Origin of the sequence: Streptomyces sp. Tu 3180 (assembly GCF_009852415.1) — a bacterium.
In the GTDB taxonomy this organism is placed as follows: Bacteria; Actinomycetota; Actinomycetes; order Streptomycetales; family Streptomycetaceae; genus Streptomyces.
Map to the genome: position 1 here is coordinate 2,162,589 of NZ_WOXS01000002.1, position 14,448 is coordinate 2,177,036.

The 14,448-nt window shown below is 73.5% G+C and carries 15 protein-coding genes; 2 read left to right on the forward strand and 13 right to left on the reverse strand.

Going from position 1 to position 14,448, the window contains the following annotated elements; all coding sequences use genetic code 11:
* Nucleotides 1-6: 6 nt before the first annotated feature.
* The 3 genes from GL259_RS10645 to GL259_RS10655 form a co-directional block, all read right to left on the reverse strand.
* Nucleotides 7-654, reverse strand: coding sequence for a GntR family transcriptional regulator (locus GL259_RS10645; protein WP_159531473.1), 648 nt, complete (start codon nt 652-654; stop codon nt 7-9).
* A gap of 85 nt (nt 655-739) precedes the next feature.
* Nucleotides 740-2,197 carry an alkaline phosphatase PhoX gene (locus GL259_RS10650; protein WP_159531475.1) on the reverse strand — a complete coding sequence of 486 codons (1,458 nt, stop codon included), beginning with the start codon at nt 2,195-2,197 and terminating at the stop codon, nt 740-742.
* Nucleotides 2,198-2,463: 266 nt separating this feature from the next.
* On the reverse strand, nt 2,464-3,879 hold the full coding sequence (locus GL259_RS10655; protein ID WP_159531477.1) for a hypothetical protein: 1,416 nt from the start codon (nt 3,877-3,879) through the stop codon (nt 2,464-2,466).
* Between the two features lie 302 nt (nt 3,880-4,181).
* On the opposite strand from GL259_RS10655, the gene GL259_RS10660 reads away from it, so the two are divergent.
* Nucleotides 4,182-6,011: an endonuclease/exonuclease/phosphatase family protein gene (locus tag GL259_RS10660; RefSeq protein WP_159531478.1), complete on the forward strand. Its 1,830-nt coding sequence runs from the start codon at nt 4,182-4,184 to the stop codon at nt 6,009-6,011.
* Nucleotides 6,012-6,050: 39 nt separating this feature from the next.
* On the opposite strand, the gene GL259_RS10665 is transcribed toward GL259_RS10660, so the two are convergent.
* The 3 genes from GL259_RS10665 to GL259_RS10675 form a co-directional block, all read right to left on the reverse strand.
* Complete coding sequence (locus tag GL259_RS10665) at nt 6,051-6,749, reverse strand: antibiotic biosynthesis monooxygenase (protein WP_159531479.1); 699 nt, start codon at nt 6,747-6,749, stop codon at nt 6,051-6,053.
* A gap of 282 nt (nt 6,750-7,031) precedes the next feature.
* Complete coding sequence (locus GL259_RS10670) at nt 7,032-7,391, reverse strand: DUF3618 domain-containing protein (protein ID WP_159531480.1); 360 nt, start codon at nt 7,389-7,391, stop codon at nt 7,032-7,034.
* A complete protein-coding gene (locus GL259_RS10675) occupies nt 7,388-7,807 on the reverse strand; it encodes a phage holin family protein (protein ID WP_159531481.1) in 420 nt (139 codons plus the stop codon). Before GL259_RS10675 ends, GL259_RS10670 begins: the two co-directional genes overlap by 4 nt.
* 170 nt (nt 7,808-7,977) lie before the next feature.
* Here GL259_RS10675 and dapA point away from each other — a divergent pair, with 170 nt between their 5' ends.
* Nucleotides 7,978-8,916 (forward strand): 4-hydroxy-tetrahydrodipicolinate synthase, encoded by a 939-nt coding sequence (dapA, locus tag GL259_RS10680; protein WP_159531482.1) that lies wholly within the window; start codon nt 7,978-7,980, stop codon nt 8,914-8,916.
* A gap of 104 nt (nt 8,917-9,020) precedes the next feature.
* Here dapA and GL259_RS10685 read toward each other — a convergent pair whose 3' ends face one another.
* From GL259_RS10685 to GL259_RS10715, 7 genes are all read right to left on the reverse strand, one after another.
* Nucleotides 9,021-10,244, reverse strand: coding sequence for a WD40 repeat domain-containing protein (locus tag GL259_RS10685; RefSeq protein WP_159531483.1), 1,224 nt, complete (start codon nt 10,242-10,244; stop codon nt 9,021-9,023).
* Nucleotides 10,241-10,798 carry a SigE family RNA polymerase sigma factor gene (locus tag GL259_RS10690; RefSeq protein WP_159531484.1) on the reverse strand — a complete coding sequence of 186 codons (558 nt, stop codon included), beginning with the start codon at nt 10,796-10,798 and terminating at the stop codon, nt 10,241-10,243. Before GL259_RS10690 ends, GL259_RS10685 begins: the two co-directional genes overlap by 4 nt.
* 189 nt (nt 10,799-10,987) lie before the next feature.
* Nucleotides 10,988-11,227 (reverse strand): hypothetical protein, encoded by a 240-nt coding sequence (locus GL259_RS10695; RefSeq protein ID WP_159531485.1) that lies wholly within the window; start codon nt 11,225-11,227, stop codon nt 10,988-10,990.
* Nucleotides 11,228-11,400: 173 nt separating this feature from the next.
* A complete protein-coding gene (locus tag GL259_RS10700) occupies nt 11,401-12,648 on the reverse strand; it encodes a site-specific integrase (RefSeq protein WP_159538541.1) in 1,248 nt (415 codons plus the stop codon).
* Nucleotides 12,648-12,857 carry a helix-turn-helix domain-containing protein gene (locus GL259_RS10705; protein WP_159531486.1) on the reverse strand — a complete coding sequence of 70 codons (210 nt, stop codon included), beginning with the start codon at nt 12,855-12,857 and terminating at the stop codon, nt 12,648-12,650. The genes GL259_RS10700 and GL259_RS10705 overlap by 1 nt, the downstream gene beginning before the upstream one ends.
* Nucleotides 12,851-14,224 (reverse strand): replication initiator protein RepSA, encoded by a 1,374-nt coding sequence (gene repSA, locus GL259_RS10710; RefSeq protein WP_159531488.1) that lies wholly within the window; start codon nt 14,222-14,224, stop codon nt 12,851-12,853. The genes GL259_RS10705 and repSA overlap by 7 nt, the downstream gene beginning before the upstream one ends.
* Complete coding sequence (locus GL259_RS10715) at nt 14,217-14,402, reverse strand: hypothetical protein (protein ID WP_159531490.1); 186 nt, start codon at nt 14,400-14,402, stop codon at nt 14,217-14,219. Before GL259_RS10715 ends, repSA begins: the two co-directional genes overlap by 8 nt.
* Nucleotides 14,403-14,448 lie beyond the last annotated feature (46 nt).

The following is a 14,448-nucleotide window of genomic DNA, read 5'->3' on the forward strand; positions in this document are numbered from 1 at the left end:
CCCCTGTCAGGGTGTGTCGGCGAGCTCCTCCAGGCCCCGCCAGATCTCCGCCGTGACCCGGACCGCCTCGTCCGGGTCACCGGCCGCGCAGGCCGCGATCAGCCGCTCGTGCAGTCCGGCGGAGCGGCAGCTTCCGCCCTCGCCGAAGCGCCGCCGCTCCAGCCGGCGGATGAGCGGGGTGTAGCGGGCGACGGTCGCGGCGGCGGCCCGGTTGCCGCTCACCCTCACGAGCACGTCGTGCAGTTCGTCGTCGGCGCGCAGGGCGCCGTCCACGTCACCGGTACGGACGGCGGCGGCGAACCGCTCGTTGGCGGCGCGCAGGGCGTCCACGTCCGCTTCCCGCAGCCGCGGCACGGCGACCCGGGTGACCAGCTCGTGCATGGCCCCGACGACGGCGGCGGCGTCCCGCACGTCGGCGGCGACGAGCGGGGTGACCCGGGTGTGGCTCTGCGGCTTGCTCTCCAGCAGCCCCTCGTCGACCAGCCGCGAGAACGCCTCGCGCACCGGCGCCCGGGACAGCCCCAGCCGCTCGGCGAGCTCGGCGTCCCGCACCACCGCCCCGGGTTCGATCTCCCCGGCCACGATGGCGTCCCGGATGGCTTGGTGGGCGCGGTCCCTGAGCAGGGTGCGCCGCACGGGTCGCATGGCCTCCATGACTGAAATGTTAGATGTCAGTGAGAGCCGGAACAAGACCGTGGCCCGCACCGGAGGTGCGGGCCACGGCCGGACGGCCGGGACGTCAGTGGCGCCTCTGCCGCTTCCAGGGCCCCGTGATGGCGAGCATGATGCCCGGTTCCTGGATGTTGGCGTACAGGGTCTTCCCGTCGGGCGAGAAGGTGACGCCGGTGAATTCGCTGAACTCCGGCTCCTCCTCGGTGCCGATGTTCACCTCGTTGCGGGCGATGGGGTACGTGCGTCCGCTGTCGGTGGCGCCGAACAGGTGCTGGACGCCCTCGCCGTCCTCGGCGATGATCAGGCCGCCGTACGGCGAGACGGTGATGTTGTCGGGGCCGTCCAGGGCGCCGTCCTCGGCCGGGTTCCGGTTGACGCCGAGCAGGACCTTCAGGGTGAGGGTGCGGCGCCTGGGGTCGTAGAACCAGACCTGGCCGTCGTGCTGGACGGGGCTCTCCTCACGGGCGTACGAGGAGACGATGTACGCGCCGCCGTCGCCCCACCACATGCCTTCCAGTTTGCGGGCGCGGGTGACCTCGCCGGCGCCGAACTGCTCGCGGACCGGGACCTCGCGGGCGTCGCGGTCGGGCACGTCCACCCAGTCGACGCCGTACACCGTGCCGGTCTTCGTGGCGCGGGAGAGGTCGTCGACGAACCGGCCGCCGGAGTCGTAGCACTTGGGCGCCTGGAGGACGCCCGCGTCGTCGGCGAGCCTGCGCAGGGCACCGGGGCCGTGGCGGAAGCCCTCCGGCGGGGTCCAGCGGTAGAACAGGCCGTTGGGCTCGTCGGCGTCCTCGGTGAGGTAGGCGTGGCCGCGCTTGACGTCGATGACGACGGCCTCGTGCTCGTAACGGCCGAAGAACTTCAGGGGCTTGGGGTCGCGGTTGGCGCGCCGGTCGGCGGGGTCGACCTCGAAGACGTAGCCGTGGTCCTTGGTCATGCCGTTCTCGCCGGCGCGGTCGGCGTTCTCCTCGCAGGTGAGCCAGGTGCCCCAGGGGGTGCTGCCGCCCGCGCAGTTGTTGGCGGTGCCGGCGATGCCGACCCACTCGGCGACACCGCCGTCGGGGCGCACCTCGACGACCGTGCAGCCACCGGGCGCGGCCGGGTCGTAGACGAGGCCCTCGACGAGCGGCACCGGGAACTCGGCCTCGTCGCGCGGGCCGTCCATCTCGTGGTTGTTGACCAGGAGGGTGCTGCCGCGCGGGCCGGGGAAGGCGGCCGTGCCGTCGTGCTCGGCGGGCGTGAACTCGCCCGACTCCAGCCGGGTCCTGCCGGTGTGGGTGAGGACGCGGTAGGTGAATCCGGCGGGCAGGGCGAGGATGCCGTCCGGGTCCGCCACGAGGGGGCCGTAGCCGACTCCGCCGTGCCGGTCGGCCGCGTCCTCGGACCGCCCGTCCGCGCTCTCGGTGTCGGCGGTCGCGAGGGCGTTGGGCGCGGAGGAGAGGGCGGCGACGCTGCCCACCAGCGCGACACCGGCACCGGCGATCGCGGAGGTTCTGGCGAAGTCCCTGCGGGTGAGCGACATGGTGTCTCCTGTGACGGGGGTGTGCCGTGGAGGGGGGCGGACCTCGTGCGCAGTCACGCTCCCGCCCGTGCCTGAACGCCGGTTGAACTCCACGGGGCATGCCGCGTCTCGCTTGCGTGAATCGCGGGAGGCCGCCACCGGGTCCACGGGGCGGCCGGCGCCACGGCCTCCCGCCACCCCGCCGGTGCGCGGTTCCCGTCGTCCCGCAGGCACCGCGGTCACCCGTCGCCCCGCCGGTGCGCGGGCGCCGCGCACCGGCCGCGTCCTCAGCCCCCGTGCTGGGACCGGGCCTTGAACGCCGCCTTCCGGGCCTCCTTGGCGATCCTCTTGTCCGGGTGCAGCCGGCCCATCGCCTCCAGCACGTCCGCCGTGGCCGGGTGGTCCACCCGCCAGGCGGTGGCGAAGAAGCCGCTGTGCTGGCGCGCCAGTCCTTCCACCAGGGCGCGCAGTTCCTCGGAGTTGCCCTCGGCCGCGAGCTGGGCGGCCACCGTGTCGACGGTCAGCCAGAAGATCATGGCCTCGGACGGGGGCGGCACGTCGGACGCGCCGTGCTCGGTCAGCCACACCCGTGCCAGTCCGCCGAGTTCGGCGTCGTCGAGCACCTCCCGCAGGGCGGGCTCGGCCGAGACGCCGACCAGCGACAGCGCCTGCTGGCAGCGCAGCCGCCGCAGCGGCGCGCCCTCGTCCGTCCCGCGCGCCGCCGCCAGCAACTCCCGGGCGGCGGCGAGGGGTTCGCGCCGGGCCAGCCAGTGCTCGGTCTCCGCGTGGGCCGCCGCCGGCGGGAAGGCGGCGGTGCCGTCGAGCAGCGCGTCGGCGCCCTTGTCCGCGAGGTCCCCGACCGCCGGGGCGTCGAACCCGGCCTCCAGCAGCCGGGCGCGCAGTCCGTACAGCCCGAGGGGGGTCAGCCGCACCATGCCGTAGCGGGAGACGTCGGTGTCGTCCACCGGCGCGGCCGCCTCGTCGTCGGCGTCGCCCAGCAGCGCCTCGTCCACCGGCCGGTACTCCACGAGCCCCGCCGGCTCCAGCGCGCGGAACCGGCCGTCCAGCCGCACCATGGCGTCCGACACCTGCTCGAGGACGTCGTTGGTCGGTTCGGCCATGTCGCCGGGGACGAGCACGGACGCGGCCAGCGCGGGCAGCGGCACCGGGGCCCCGGCGGGCCCCTCCTCACCGGCGGTCAGCAGGTACAGGTTGCCGAGCACGCCGTCGAGGAACTCCGCCTCGGCCGCGGGATCCCGGTCCGGGGAGCCGGGGCCGCGCTCTGCGGACCCGCCTCGCGCGGCGACGGCGGGTCCGCCCGCGTCGGCGAGCACCGCCTCCAGGGCGGCGAGCCACACCTCGAGCACGTCCCGCGGCGACCCCCCGGTGAGCAGTGCCAGGTCCGCGCCAGCCGCGACCGTCCCCGCCTCCTCGTCGACCACTTCGACGAGCCCGGCGTCCAGGGCGACGCGCCAGGCCGCACCGGCGTCGGCCGCGGCGCCCTCGCCGGTCAGCCCCAGCACGTCGGCGGCCTCGGACAGCTGCTCGCCGACCAGCCCGCCACCGGCGTCGACCCTGGTCCGGGGCCCGGCCCAGCGGGCGAGCCGGGCCGCCCGGGACAGCAGCGGGGTGGACAGCGCGTCACGCGCCAGCTCCGCTTCGGGGTGCAGCCGCGCCGGCGGCAGGGGGGAGCTGTCTGACATCGGCCGGTTCTCCTAGGGCGCCTCTAACGACTCAACCGCTCAGCCTAGACGGATTTCCACCCATGCCGCCCGCTTCATCTGCCCTTCAGCACCCGTACATGGCCGAAACCTTGACAAGTGACCTGGTCAGGCTGGAGATTGACGCGCGTAGAAGTCGGCGGACAGGTGTTCACCGGACCTTTCGGGGCCGGCCGGCCCCCCGCCGGCTCTCTACGCGCGTCGCACCGCCCCACCGGTCGCGGCCCCCACCATCCACGCTCCACCCTCGTCCCGGCGCTCCACACGTTCCCGGAGGGAATCCGTTGCCGAGCAAGTCGTCCGCGCGTCTCGCCGCGCTCACCGTCGCCGCCGTGTGCTCCGCGGCGTCCACCGTCCTGGTCACCTCGCCCGCGCACGCCGACGGCGTGCGCGTCCATGACATCCAGGGCACCACCCGCACGTCCCCGTACGCCGGCAAGCAGGTCACCGACGTGGCCGGAATCGTCACCGGCATCCGCACCTACGGCTCGTCCCGGGGCTTTTGGATCCAGGACCCGAACCCGGACGCCGACCCCGCCACCAGCGAGGGCGTGTTCGTCTTCACGAGCTCGACCCCGAAGGGCGTGGCCGTGGGCGACGCCGTCACCGTCTCCGGCACGGTCACGGAGTACGTCCCGGGCGGCACCTCCTCGGGCAACCAGTCCCTGACGGAGATCACCCGCCCCACCTTCACGGTCGTCTCCAGCGGCAACCCGGTCCCGGCCGCCACCACCGTCGACGCGCAGTCCGTCCCCGCCGCCTACGCCCCGGCCGGCGACCCCGCCGCGAACGGCTCGATCAACGCCCTGCCGCTGCGCCCCTCCGCCTACGCCCTGGACCACTACGAGTCCCTCGAGGGGATGAACGTCCAGGTCTCCGACACCCGCGTGGTGGGCGCCACCGACCCGTACGCCGAGCTGTGGATCACGGTGAAGCCCCAGGAGCACCGCAACCAGCGCGGCGGCACGGTCTACGGCTCCTACGACGCCCAGAACACCGGCCGTCTGCAGATCCAGTCGCTGGGCCGCGCCGCGGACTTCCCCGACGCGAACGTCGGCGACGTCCTCGCCGGCACCACCACGGGCCCCCTGGACTTCAACCAGTACGGCGGCTACACCCTGGTGGCGAACGAGCTCGGCACCCTCCAGGACAACGGCCTGCGGCGCGAGACGACCCGCAAGCAGCACGCCGGCGAACTGGCGGTCGCGACCTACAACGTCGAGAACCTCGACCCCTCCGACGACACCTTCGCCGCGCACGCCGCCGCGATCGTGCACAACCTGAGCTCGCCCGACATCGTGTCCCTGGAGGAGATCCAGGACAACAACGGCGCCACCGACGACGGCACGGTCGCCGCCGACGCGACGATGGCCGAGCTGATCGACGCCATCGAGGCGGCGGGCGGCCCGCGGTACGACTGGCGCTCGGTCGACCCGGTCGACAAGGCCGACGGCGGCGAGCCCGGCGGCAACATCCGCCAGGTGTTCCTGTTCAACCCCGAGCGGGTCTCCTTCACCGACCGCGCGGGCGGCGACGCCACCACGCCCACCGACGTCGTCAAGGTCCGCGGCAGGGCGGCCCTGACGGCCTCCCCCGGCCGTGTCGACCCGGCGTCCGAGGCCTTCGAGAACAGCCGCAAGCCGCTGGCCGGCGAGTTCGTCTTCCGCGGCCGCCCGGTCATCGTGATCGCCAACCACTTCGCCTCCAAGGGCGGCGACCAGGGCCTGACCGCGCAGTACCAGCCGCCGTCCCGCAGCTCGGAGACCCAGCGCCACCTCCAGGCGAAGGCGGTCCACGACTTCACCGCGAAGATCCTCAAGACGCAGAAGAACGCGGACGTCGTCGTCCTCGGCGACATCAACGACTTCGAGTTCTCCACGACGACCGAGATCATGGAGGGCGACGGCACCCTCTGGTCGGCCGTCAAGTCCCTGCCGGAGAGCGAGCGTTACTCCTACGTCTACCAGGGCAACAGCCAGGCCCTGGACCAGATCCTGATCAGCCCGTCGATCCGCCGCGACTGCACGTTCAGCTACGACAGCGTGCACATCAACGCCGAGTTCCACGACCAGATCAGCGACCACGACCCGCAGGTCCTGCGCTTCCGCCCGTAGGCGCCCGCCCGGGCAGGACCGGCCGGGGACCGGCCGGCCCTACCCGGGCACCAGCCCGAGGGCGTGCTCGTACCGCCGCACGGTGCTGCTCCTCAGCCCGGGCCACTCCTGCACCCGCTGCCACCGGGCGGTCGCCGAACCCACCCCGTTCCCGGGCCCGGCCAGCGCGTCGGCGTGCGCCCGGGCGCTCTCCCACTCGGCGTAGTTGAGCACCCGGGTCCCGTCGACCCCCAGGTGGAAGTGGGCGGAGATCCCTCCGGGATGCGGGTCCGGCTCGCTCTCCAGGGCGTCGAGGACGGCGTCGGCCCAGTCCCGCGTCCGCCCGTGGTCGGGCCCCTCGAACTCGACGTCGACGATCACGACGCACCCGGGAACCGCGCCGTCCTGCCGCGCGCCGCTGCGGTGGTGCCGGTACCGGTGCAGCCCCACCCGCTCGATCCCCGGCACGGCGGTGTCGATCTCGTCCACCCGCTCCTGCCGGTGGGTCTTCACGAACGCCTCGAACGCCTGCTCGCTCGCCCACTGCGAGTAGTGCAGCAGCGTCTCCCCGTCCTCCCCGGCGTAGACGTGGTAGCCGAGCAGACCGGAAGCGGGCCAGGCCCGCCGCTCCCAGGCCCGCCCGATCGCCTCCACGGCCTCCTTCTGCCGCTCGGGCGTCCCCACCCGCCAGGTGCTGAACAGGGACACCCCGATCCGGGGGTCGGCGGGGTCGGGGTACCGGTCCGTACGACGGGTCATGACGGCCTCCAGTTGCTCGGCGAACGCGATGACCCCACCTTCCGACCTCAACCGGACTTCAGGTCAAGCCGCAACGGCGGGAAGGGGACGGGAGGGACGGGGCGGGGGCCGACCGGTTTCCGCGCCGGAGCGGGTGCGAACGCCCCGCGCCGGCACCCACCGCGCACGCCGGGTGACCGCGCACGCCGGCCCACCGCGCGCCGTGGGCGCCGCGCGCACCCCCACCGAACCGAGAGCCGCGCCGGGGGCGTCAGACGCGTGCGCCCGCCCGTCCGGTCCCGCTCACCACCGGTGCCCTCCGTGCCGCCGCACCATCACGCCCGCGGCGACCACCATCACGGTCGCCCCGGTGATCAGCACCGGCCGCCGGTAGCGCAGTCCGGTCCGGCCGGCGTGGGCGGCGCTGCTGCGCAGCTGCACGGTCATCGCCCCGGCCTTGTCCCGGAGGTCCTCCGCCCGGGCCCGGGCCCGCCCCTTGACGTCCATCTTGCCCGCCAACTGCTCGACGGTGTCGCCGAGTTCGTGCCGTGTCCGCTCGATCTGCCTGCGCAGCTCGTCCGGCCCCTTCGCTCCCTGCGGAGCGGCCGCACCCTCCGCGCTCGCGCCCACGTGGGAACCCGCGCGCGTCACTTCCTGCGTCATCGGTGCGCCCTTCCCTTGATCTCCTCCACGTCGGCCCGCACACTGCCCATCGCCCGTTCGGGCTTGGGCGGCGTGGCCCTGCGCAATTGACTGCGACCGGCGACGCCCAGCACGGCCGCGATGGCGAACAGCAGCGCCGTGACGATCAGCGCCGCCGCCCACACGGGCAGCACCAGCGAGAGAGCGGCGACAGCCGTCCCCGCCAGCGCGAGCAGCCCCGCGTAGGCGAACGCGCCCGCCGCGCCCAGCATCCCGCCGCCGCGCCCCGCACGGCGGCCCTTCTCGGACAGCTCCTCCTTGGCGAGGGCCAGTTCCTGCCGTACGAGCCGCGAGAGCTGTTCGGTGGCCTGTCCGACGAGTTCACCCACGCTGTGATGCTCGTCGCGAACCGGCCGTTGGTCGATGGTCCCGGTCACGGTGTACCGCCTCCTCTCGGTCGGGGAGACCCGGGTACCCCTGCCCGCCCCTCACTACCGCTCCCGGGCGGGGCACGGAGGCGTCCACCCGCCATTGGTCAGCATCCCTTATCCGTACCCTGAAGAAACCGTAAGTAGAACTTCACGATGACGCCGCCGAGACTGCTCCCATGGCCTCTCCCACGACCTCCCCCGCGGCACGTCCCTTCGGCCGCGCCCTGTGCGCGATGATCACTCCGTTCACCCCGGCCGGCGCTCTCGACCTCGACGGCGCCCAGCGGCTGGCCGACCGCCTGGTGGCCCACGGCTGCGACGGCCTGGTCCTCTCCGGCACCACGGGGGAGTCCCCGACCACCACGGACGCGGAGAAGTCGTCCCTGATCACGGCGGTGCGCCAGGCGGTGGGCACCCGCGCCTCGATCGTCGCGGGCGTCGGCACCTCCGACACCCGCCACACCGCCGAACTGGCCCGCGAGGCCGAGAAGGCCGGCGCCGACGGCCTCCTGGTGGTCGCCCCGTACTACAGCCGGCCCCCGCAGGACGCGATCGAGGCGCACTTCCGCGAGATCGCGGACACCACGGGACTCCCCCTCGTCCTGTACGACATCCCGGCCCGCACGGGCGTCCGCATCGAGCCCGCCACCCTGCTCCGTCTCGCCGGGCACCCCCGGGTCGTGGCGGTCAAGGACTGCTCGTACGACTTCCTGGCCGCCCAGAAGGTGCTCGCCCGCACGGACCTCGCGTTCTACGCGGGATGCGACGAGCACAACCTGGCCCTGTACGCGGTCGGCGGCGCCGGCTACGTCAGCACGGTCGCGAACGTCGTCCCCGGCCACCTCCGCGCGGTTCTGGACGCCTTCGACGCGGGGGACACCGCCCGGGCGGCCCGCCTCCAGCAGCGGGCGACCGCCCTCATCGAGGCGATGATGTCCGGCGGCCTCCCCGGCACGGTCACGGCCAAGGCCCTGCTCGCCGCGCTGGGCCTCCCCGCGGGCCCGGTCCGCCCGCCGCTGAGGCCCGCCGGCCGGGAGACGGCCGACGGCCTCAGGGCGGCGTACGACCACCTGACCGGACCCGGCGGACCCGGCCCGTCCGGGCGGCGCGCCTAGGGTCCGTCGTTCGGACCGGGCCGCAGGGCACCGGCGGTGACCCGTCGCCGCCGCAGATGCGCGTGCCGGGCCCCGCGACCCCGGCAAGATCCAAACGACACCCCCTAAGCCCGGCGTTCGGCGAACACCGGCTGCCACTCCGCCGTCTCGAAGACCTCGTCCGGCTCGCGCACCCCGCTCAGCGGTACGACCTTCTCGCTGCCGATGGTGACCAGGACCAGCCGCGGCCGGTACTCCCCCGGCCCGGGAGCCCGCTCCCAGGCGATGAGCCGCCGGTCGTCCGCCCAGGCGAGCAGGTCCGCCCCGCGCACCCGGGTGACCTCCTCGCCCGTGCGCGGATCGCGGATCCCGGACCAGGACCTGTCCCTGGCCTCGGCCGTCAGACCGAGCGCGGCCAGCCTGCCGTCGGGGGACAGCCGCGCGCTGACGTCGGACCGCAGGTGCCGTTCGTCCGCGGGCGCGGCGACCTCGTTCCCGGCGAGGTCGTGGAACTGCTGCAGCCCGTCCCGTCCCCCGATGACCTGGGAGTACACGAGCCGGCCGTCCCGGGAGAACGCGAAGTCCTGCCGGCCGTTGATGTCCGGGCGCTCCGCGACCGGGCTCCAGGTTCCCCGGCCGTCGGCCACGTCCAGGACGTAGAAGCCGCTCCGGGACGACGTGCCGCCGAACCGCGGCACCCACGCCACGTCGCCCGAGGAGCCCTCCACCCGCTCCATCAGGTCGGGGTGCTCGCCGTAGGTCGTGGCGACGAGCCTGCCGCCGTCGCGTGAGAAGGCGAGGCCGCCGACGCCGCGGTCGGCGGGGATCCACCGGTCGACGCGCCCCGTCGCCAGGTCGAGGACGCCGATCCGCCGCGCGGGCAGCTCCCGTTCCAGCACGGCCGCGGTGCGCGCACCGGGCGCGACGGCGACGAACGACCACCGGTCGTCCCTCTCGTACCTCCCGGTCTCCGGGTCGAGCAGCCGGTAGGTGCGGGTGAGCACGGCCCGGTCGTCCGACCGCGCCACGGGCTCCGCCGTGTAGTAGGCGGCCAGCACCGACCGGCCGGCCGCGATCAGGTCGCGCGGCGGCGACTGGTCCGGGTGCGCGAGGACGCCGTTCCCGTCCAGGACGGCGGCGGGACGGACGTCCTCCTTCCCCGCGTCCGGCAGCGGCACGCCGACGGCGACCGCGACCACCGCCGTCGCGGCGGCGGCGGCACAGGCCAGCCTGCGTGTGCGCCGGCGCCGGCGCACCGTCAGCACGCGGTCGGCGAACCCCGGTCCGGGCGCCGTCAGTCGCGCCGCCTGTTCGCGCAACGCGTCTCGCACGAGTTCGTCGACGTTCACGACCGCACCTCCACGGGCGGGTAGTCACCGGAGGGCCGCCGCTCGCCTCCGGCCGGGCCGAGGGCGCTCAGTTCGGGTGCGAGGGCTCGCAGCCGGGCCAGGGAGCGGTGGGTGGTGGACCGCACGGTGCCGACCGAGCAGCCCAGGACGCGGGCCACTTCGGCCTCGGGCAGGTCCTCGAAGTAGCGGAGCACCAGCACGGTGCGCTGCCGCGCGGTGAGCCGGGCCAGTGCGCCGCGCATCAGCAGGCGCAGTTCGGCGGCGGCCGAGGCCTCCCCGTCGGCACCGACGTCCGGGGGCTCGGCCACGCTCAGTTCGCGTGCGCGCCACTTCAGACGCCAGCGGCTGATCTGCTGCCGGTAGAGGACCTGCCGGACGTAGGCCTCGGGTTCGTCGATCCGGTGCCAGCGGCCCGCCGCCTTGACCAGCGCGTTCTGGAGCAGGTCCTCGCCCGCGTGCCGGTCGCCGCCGCTCAGCAGGACCGCGGTCCTCAGCAGTGCGGACGACCGGTTCGCCACGAACTCCCGGAAACTCTCCTCGGCTTCGGCATCCATCGTCACCTTCTCTGCCCCCGGGGGCGGACCCGGTGTCCGCCCCCTGCCCCCCTGTGGACGCGCGCGGACCCCTCCCGCTATGCCACCCCCACAGGAAAACCACAGAGCGGACGGGCCGGGGCCGCACCGCGCGCGACGGCGCGGTGCGGCCCCGGCCCGTCATGGCGGACGCCCGCCGAGGAGGAACCCTCAGTTCCAGGCGTATCCGTCCCCGAACAGCAGGGTGTGCTCCAGCACGTCCTCCGCCGGGTCGTCGACCTGCCCGACGTTGACGTTGAGCAGTCCGACCCGGGGCCCGTTGTGGGAGCCGGTGTTGGTCTCGTCCGCGTACGCGGAATCGGCCAGTGTCCCGCACAGGACCACCACGGCCGCGACCCCGACCACCCCGGTCACACAACGCAGTGCACTCAACAGCCGCTCGTTCGTCATCGCCCGTCCCCTTTTCCTGTATGTCAGTCGTCCCGGCGTCTGATCGGACTCTGTGTCCACCCGTTCATCCGCCAAAACGACCTCGAAGTCACGGGGAGTAACCCATACGTGAGCGAACGGATCGCGTGAACGAGTCAGTTGTGGCTGTTCTGATCATGATGCAGGTCAGTGGGTCAGCCTGCCCCGGGGGCCGTCTCGGGGCCGTCCTCGGTGCTGCCCGGGGCCCGGAAGACGCGGTCCACGGCGGCCCGGGTGCGCGCCTCACTGTTCGGCATCAGGTGCGTGTACGTGCGCAGGGTGAAGCTCGGATCGTGGTGACCCAGGTACTCGCTCAGGGCCTTGATGCTCTCCCCCGCGTCCAGAAGCACGGATGCGTAGAAGTGACGGAGGGCGTGCATACCGTTCTCACGTCCGAGGGGGACGCCGGCGGAGGCGAGAGCCGGTCGCCACACGTAGTGGTTGAAGCGATTCCGGTGCAGGGCCAGAGCCTTGTTCCGGACGTTGACGAACAGCAGCGAAGCCGTCACGGGCGGACCCTCCAAGGTCTTCCAGGGCAGCGTGACCTCTACCGGCTCGTGCCTCGTGATGTGATCGGCCAGTGCGAAGGCGACCGTCTCGGGCAAGGGCACGTGCCGTTCCTTGCCACCCTTGGGCGGACCGAAGACCGCCTGTGTGCCTCGCAGGAGCTTGACCTGCCGGACGACGTGGACCGTGCCGCCGAGGAAGTCGACGTCTTCGAGCGCCAAGCCGAAGATCTCGCCTTGCCGGAGGCCGCAGCCCGCCCCCAGGGAGACCATCTCCCGGTAGGCGTCCGGCATGGCTTCGTGCATGGCCATGACGCGCTCGACGGACCAGGGCTTGACCTTCCGGCCGTCGAGGGAGGGCGCCCGGACGGAGCGAGCGCGGCAGGGGTTGTCGGCGATGATCCGGTCCTCCACGGCCGCCGTGAACACGGCCGACACGTTGGCGAAGATCGAGCGCCGGTAGGACGCCGCGCGCCCGGTCGCCTCCAGCTGGCGCATCCACGCGCGCAGGTGCGAGGGCCGGAAGGACGCCATGGGCCGGTCCCCGAGGTACGGAAGGGCGTGGACCCGCAGGCGGATCTCGACGCTCTCACGGGTCACCGGGTCGATGGTGAGCGCCGCCATCCACTCCTTGGCGTACTGCGCGAAGGTCACCGAGCCCGCGGCCGGGTCGATGTACCGGCCCTGGGACATGTCCGCCTCGATGTTGGACAGCCAGGCTTCGGCCTTGCGCTTCTGCTTGTCCGGGAAGCTCTTGGACTTCTCGGAGCCGTCCGGCGCGATGTACCGGGCGCGGTAGCGGTGACCGACGCCATGACGGTCGGTCTTGACCCTGACGGTCTTGCCGTCCGGCCCGGGGACGGTCTTGTACCAGCGGTCCTGAACGTGTCCGGCCATCAGGCGGCGGCCCTTTCCGTGCGGGACCTGACCCATGCCTGCACCTCTGCGGGGTCGTACCGGAGGTGCCGGCCCACCCGGAAGCCGCGGGGACCTATGCGCTTCCTCCGCCACTGGTAGACGGTCTCGACACTGGGCAGCTCGAAGAGCCGGACCAGGTCCTCGGGCGTGAGGTAGCGGTCAGGCAGTCGGGTCGGCATGGTCACCATTCCTTCTCGTCTGGCAGCAGGGCGAGTTCTTCGCGGGCGGTTTCGCGGTTGAGCTGGAGGCTGCGGGCGATGGTGGCGGCGAGGACGGACTCGCCGGGGGTGTGGCCGTGGCCGGCGTACTGCCAGTCGGCCAGGACCAGGACGGTGTCCGGCTCGGCGTCCTCGAGGCTGAGGGCGGCGTGTTCCTGGGCGGCGCGGTAGTCGGCGCGTGCCTGGCGCAGTGCGCCGAGGGTGGTGGAGTAGCGGCGGGACTTGGAGGAGAAGTGGCCGCGGAAGCCGAGCATGTGCGCCCAGGCCCACAGCCGCCGGTCCGGATAGAGCGAGTCGAGGTCGCGGCATGCGGTGATCAGGCGGCGGGTGTGGTCGGGCACGCCGTGCCGGTCGAGCTCGGCGAGCTCCCCGATGCGGCGGTCGAGGGTGCCGGTGTTCTCGGCCGCCTTGGTGGCGTACTTGGCAACGTAGGAGGCGACGGCCTGTTCGGTGATCTCCGAGCCGTCCCCGAACGCCTTGACCGGCCGGACGTCGAGCTGGGTGCCCCAGCGGAAGGTCCGGGCCGGTTGGCCCTCGGCGGCCGGGACGGAGACCGAGGTGTAGGAGTGCGCGGCAGCGGCGCGGATCGCGTCGGCGAGCAGCTGCACGGTGGCCCAGGACGGCGGCGGGGTGTTCGGCCCGTCGGGTCCGTCGAGGCGGATCACGGCGTGGAAGTGCAGGGCACCGCGCTTCTGGAACTCAGCGACCTTGCCGTACGACAACCGGGCCCGCTCTTTCAGCTCCCGTTGGGTGAGGCCGGCGCGAGCGGCGATCTCCCGGCGGAGCCGGTTGGTGAAGCGCTGCCAGAGCTGCCCGGCGTGGTTGTTGAACAGCACCGCGCCCGCGTAGTCGTACGTGTCCGGGTCGAGGGCGGTGCCCAGTTCCGGGGCGTCCGGGGCGTGACGGGTGCCGCAGCGGCAGACGCCATGGTCGGGCCGGTTGTGGACCGGGCCGAATGAGGGGGCGGTGAGGGTGGCGAAGACGCGGGGATGGTCGCGGACGGTGGCGGGGATGTCGCGGCGGTCGTCACCGGCGAGGCCCGCGCGGATCAGGTGGTAGGTGTCGCCCGCGTAGGTCCAGGCGCAGGACGGGCAGCGCGAGACGCGGCGGTTGCCGCAGGCGACGCGGAGCCGTCCGCCCGGCTCATCCTCGGTGGAGTAGTGGTGCAGGGTCTGGCCGGTGGTCTTGTCCTTGGTCAGGGTCCAGCCGGTCAGGTGGATGGGGTCGGCGCAGCCGCCGGTGCGGCGGATCTGCTCTTCCCAGCGGTCGAAGTCGGAAGCCGAAGCCACCCTCAGCAGGTCGCCGAGGGTGGCCGGGTCGAGCAGCGTCTCAGGCACCAGCACCCTCCCGGACGCGGCGGGCGGGAACGGTGCCGGTGCCCTGGCAGGCCGGGCAGTGAGCGGTGATGGTGCGCAGGTGGCCGCGGGCGTCTCGGCTGCCGAGGGTGACGGCGACGGAGGCGAAGCCGTCGCATCCCGGGCAGATACGCGGCGCGGGTGGGGTGTGCTGGGCCATGATGGTGGTTCCTTTCGATTGCGGTTGGAAGGAACGGCCCCGGGTG

What these genes read in the sequence shown, in the direction of transcription:
- GL259_RS10645 (WP_159531473.1), bottom strand. Translation starts at nt 654, where the DNA reads ATGGAGGCCATGCGACCCGTGCGGCGCACCCTGCTCAGGGACCGCGCC.
- GL259_RS10650 (WP_159531475.1), bottom strand. Translation starts at nt 2,197, where the DNA reads ATGTCGCTCACCCGCAGGGACTTCGCCAGAACCTCCGCGATCGCCGGT.
- GL259_RS10655 (WP_159531477.1), bottom strand. Translation starts at nt 3,879, where the DNA reads ATGTCAGACAGCTCCCCCCTGCCGCCGGCGCGGCTGCACCCCGAAGCG.
- GL259_RS10665 (WP_159531479.1), bottom strand. Translation starts at nt 6,749, where the DNA reads ATGACCCGTCGTACGGACCGGTACCCCGACCCCGCCGACCCCCGGATC.
- GL259_RS10670 (WP_159531480.1), bottom strand. Translation starts at nt 7,391, where the DNA reads ATGACGCAGGAAGTGACGCGCGCGGGTTCCCACGTGGGCGCGAGCGCG.
- dapA (WP_159531482.1), top strand. Translation starts at nt 7,978, where the DNA reads ATGGCCTCTCCCACGACCTCCCCCGCGGCACGTCCCTTCGGCCGCGCC.
- GL259_RS10690 (WP_159531484.1), bottom strand. Translation starts at nt 10,798, where the DNA reads ATGGATGCCGAAGCCGAGGAGAGTTTCCGGGAGTTCGTGGCGAACCGG.
- GL259_RS10695 (WP_159531485.1), bottom strand. Translation starts at nt 11,227, where the DNA reads ATGACGAACGAGCGGCTGTTGAGTGCACTGCGTTGTGTGACCGGGGTG.
- GL259_RS10700 (WP_159538541.1), bottom strand. Translation starts at nt 12,648, where the DNA reads ATGGCCGGACACGTTCAGGACCGCTGGTACAAGACCGTCCCCGGGCCG.
- GL259_RS10705 (WP_159531486.1), bottom strand. Translation starts at nt 12,857, where the DNA reads ATGGTGACCATGCCGACCCGACTGCCTGACCGCTACCTCACGCCCGAG.
- GL259_RS10715 (WP_159531490.1), bottom strand. Translation starts at nt 14,402, where the DNA reads ATGGCCCAGCACACCCCACCCGCGCCGCGTATCTGCCCGGGATGCGAC.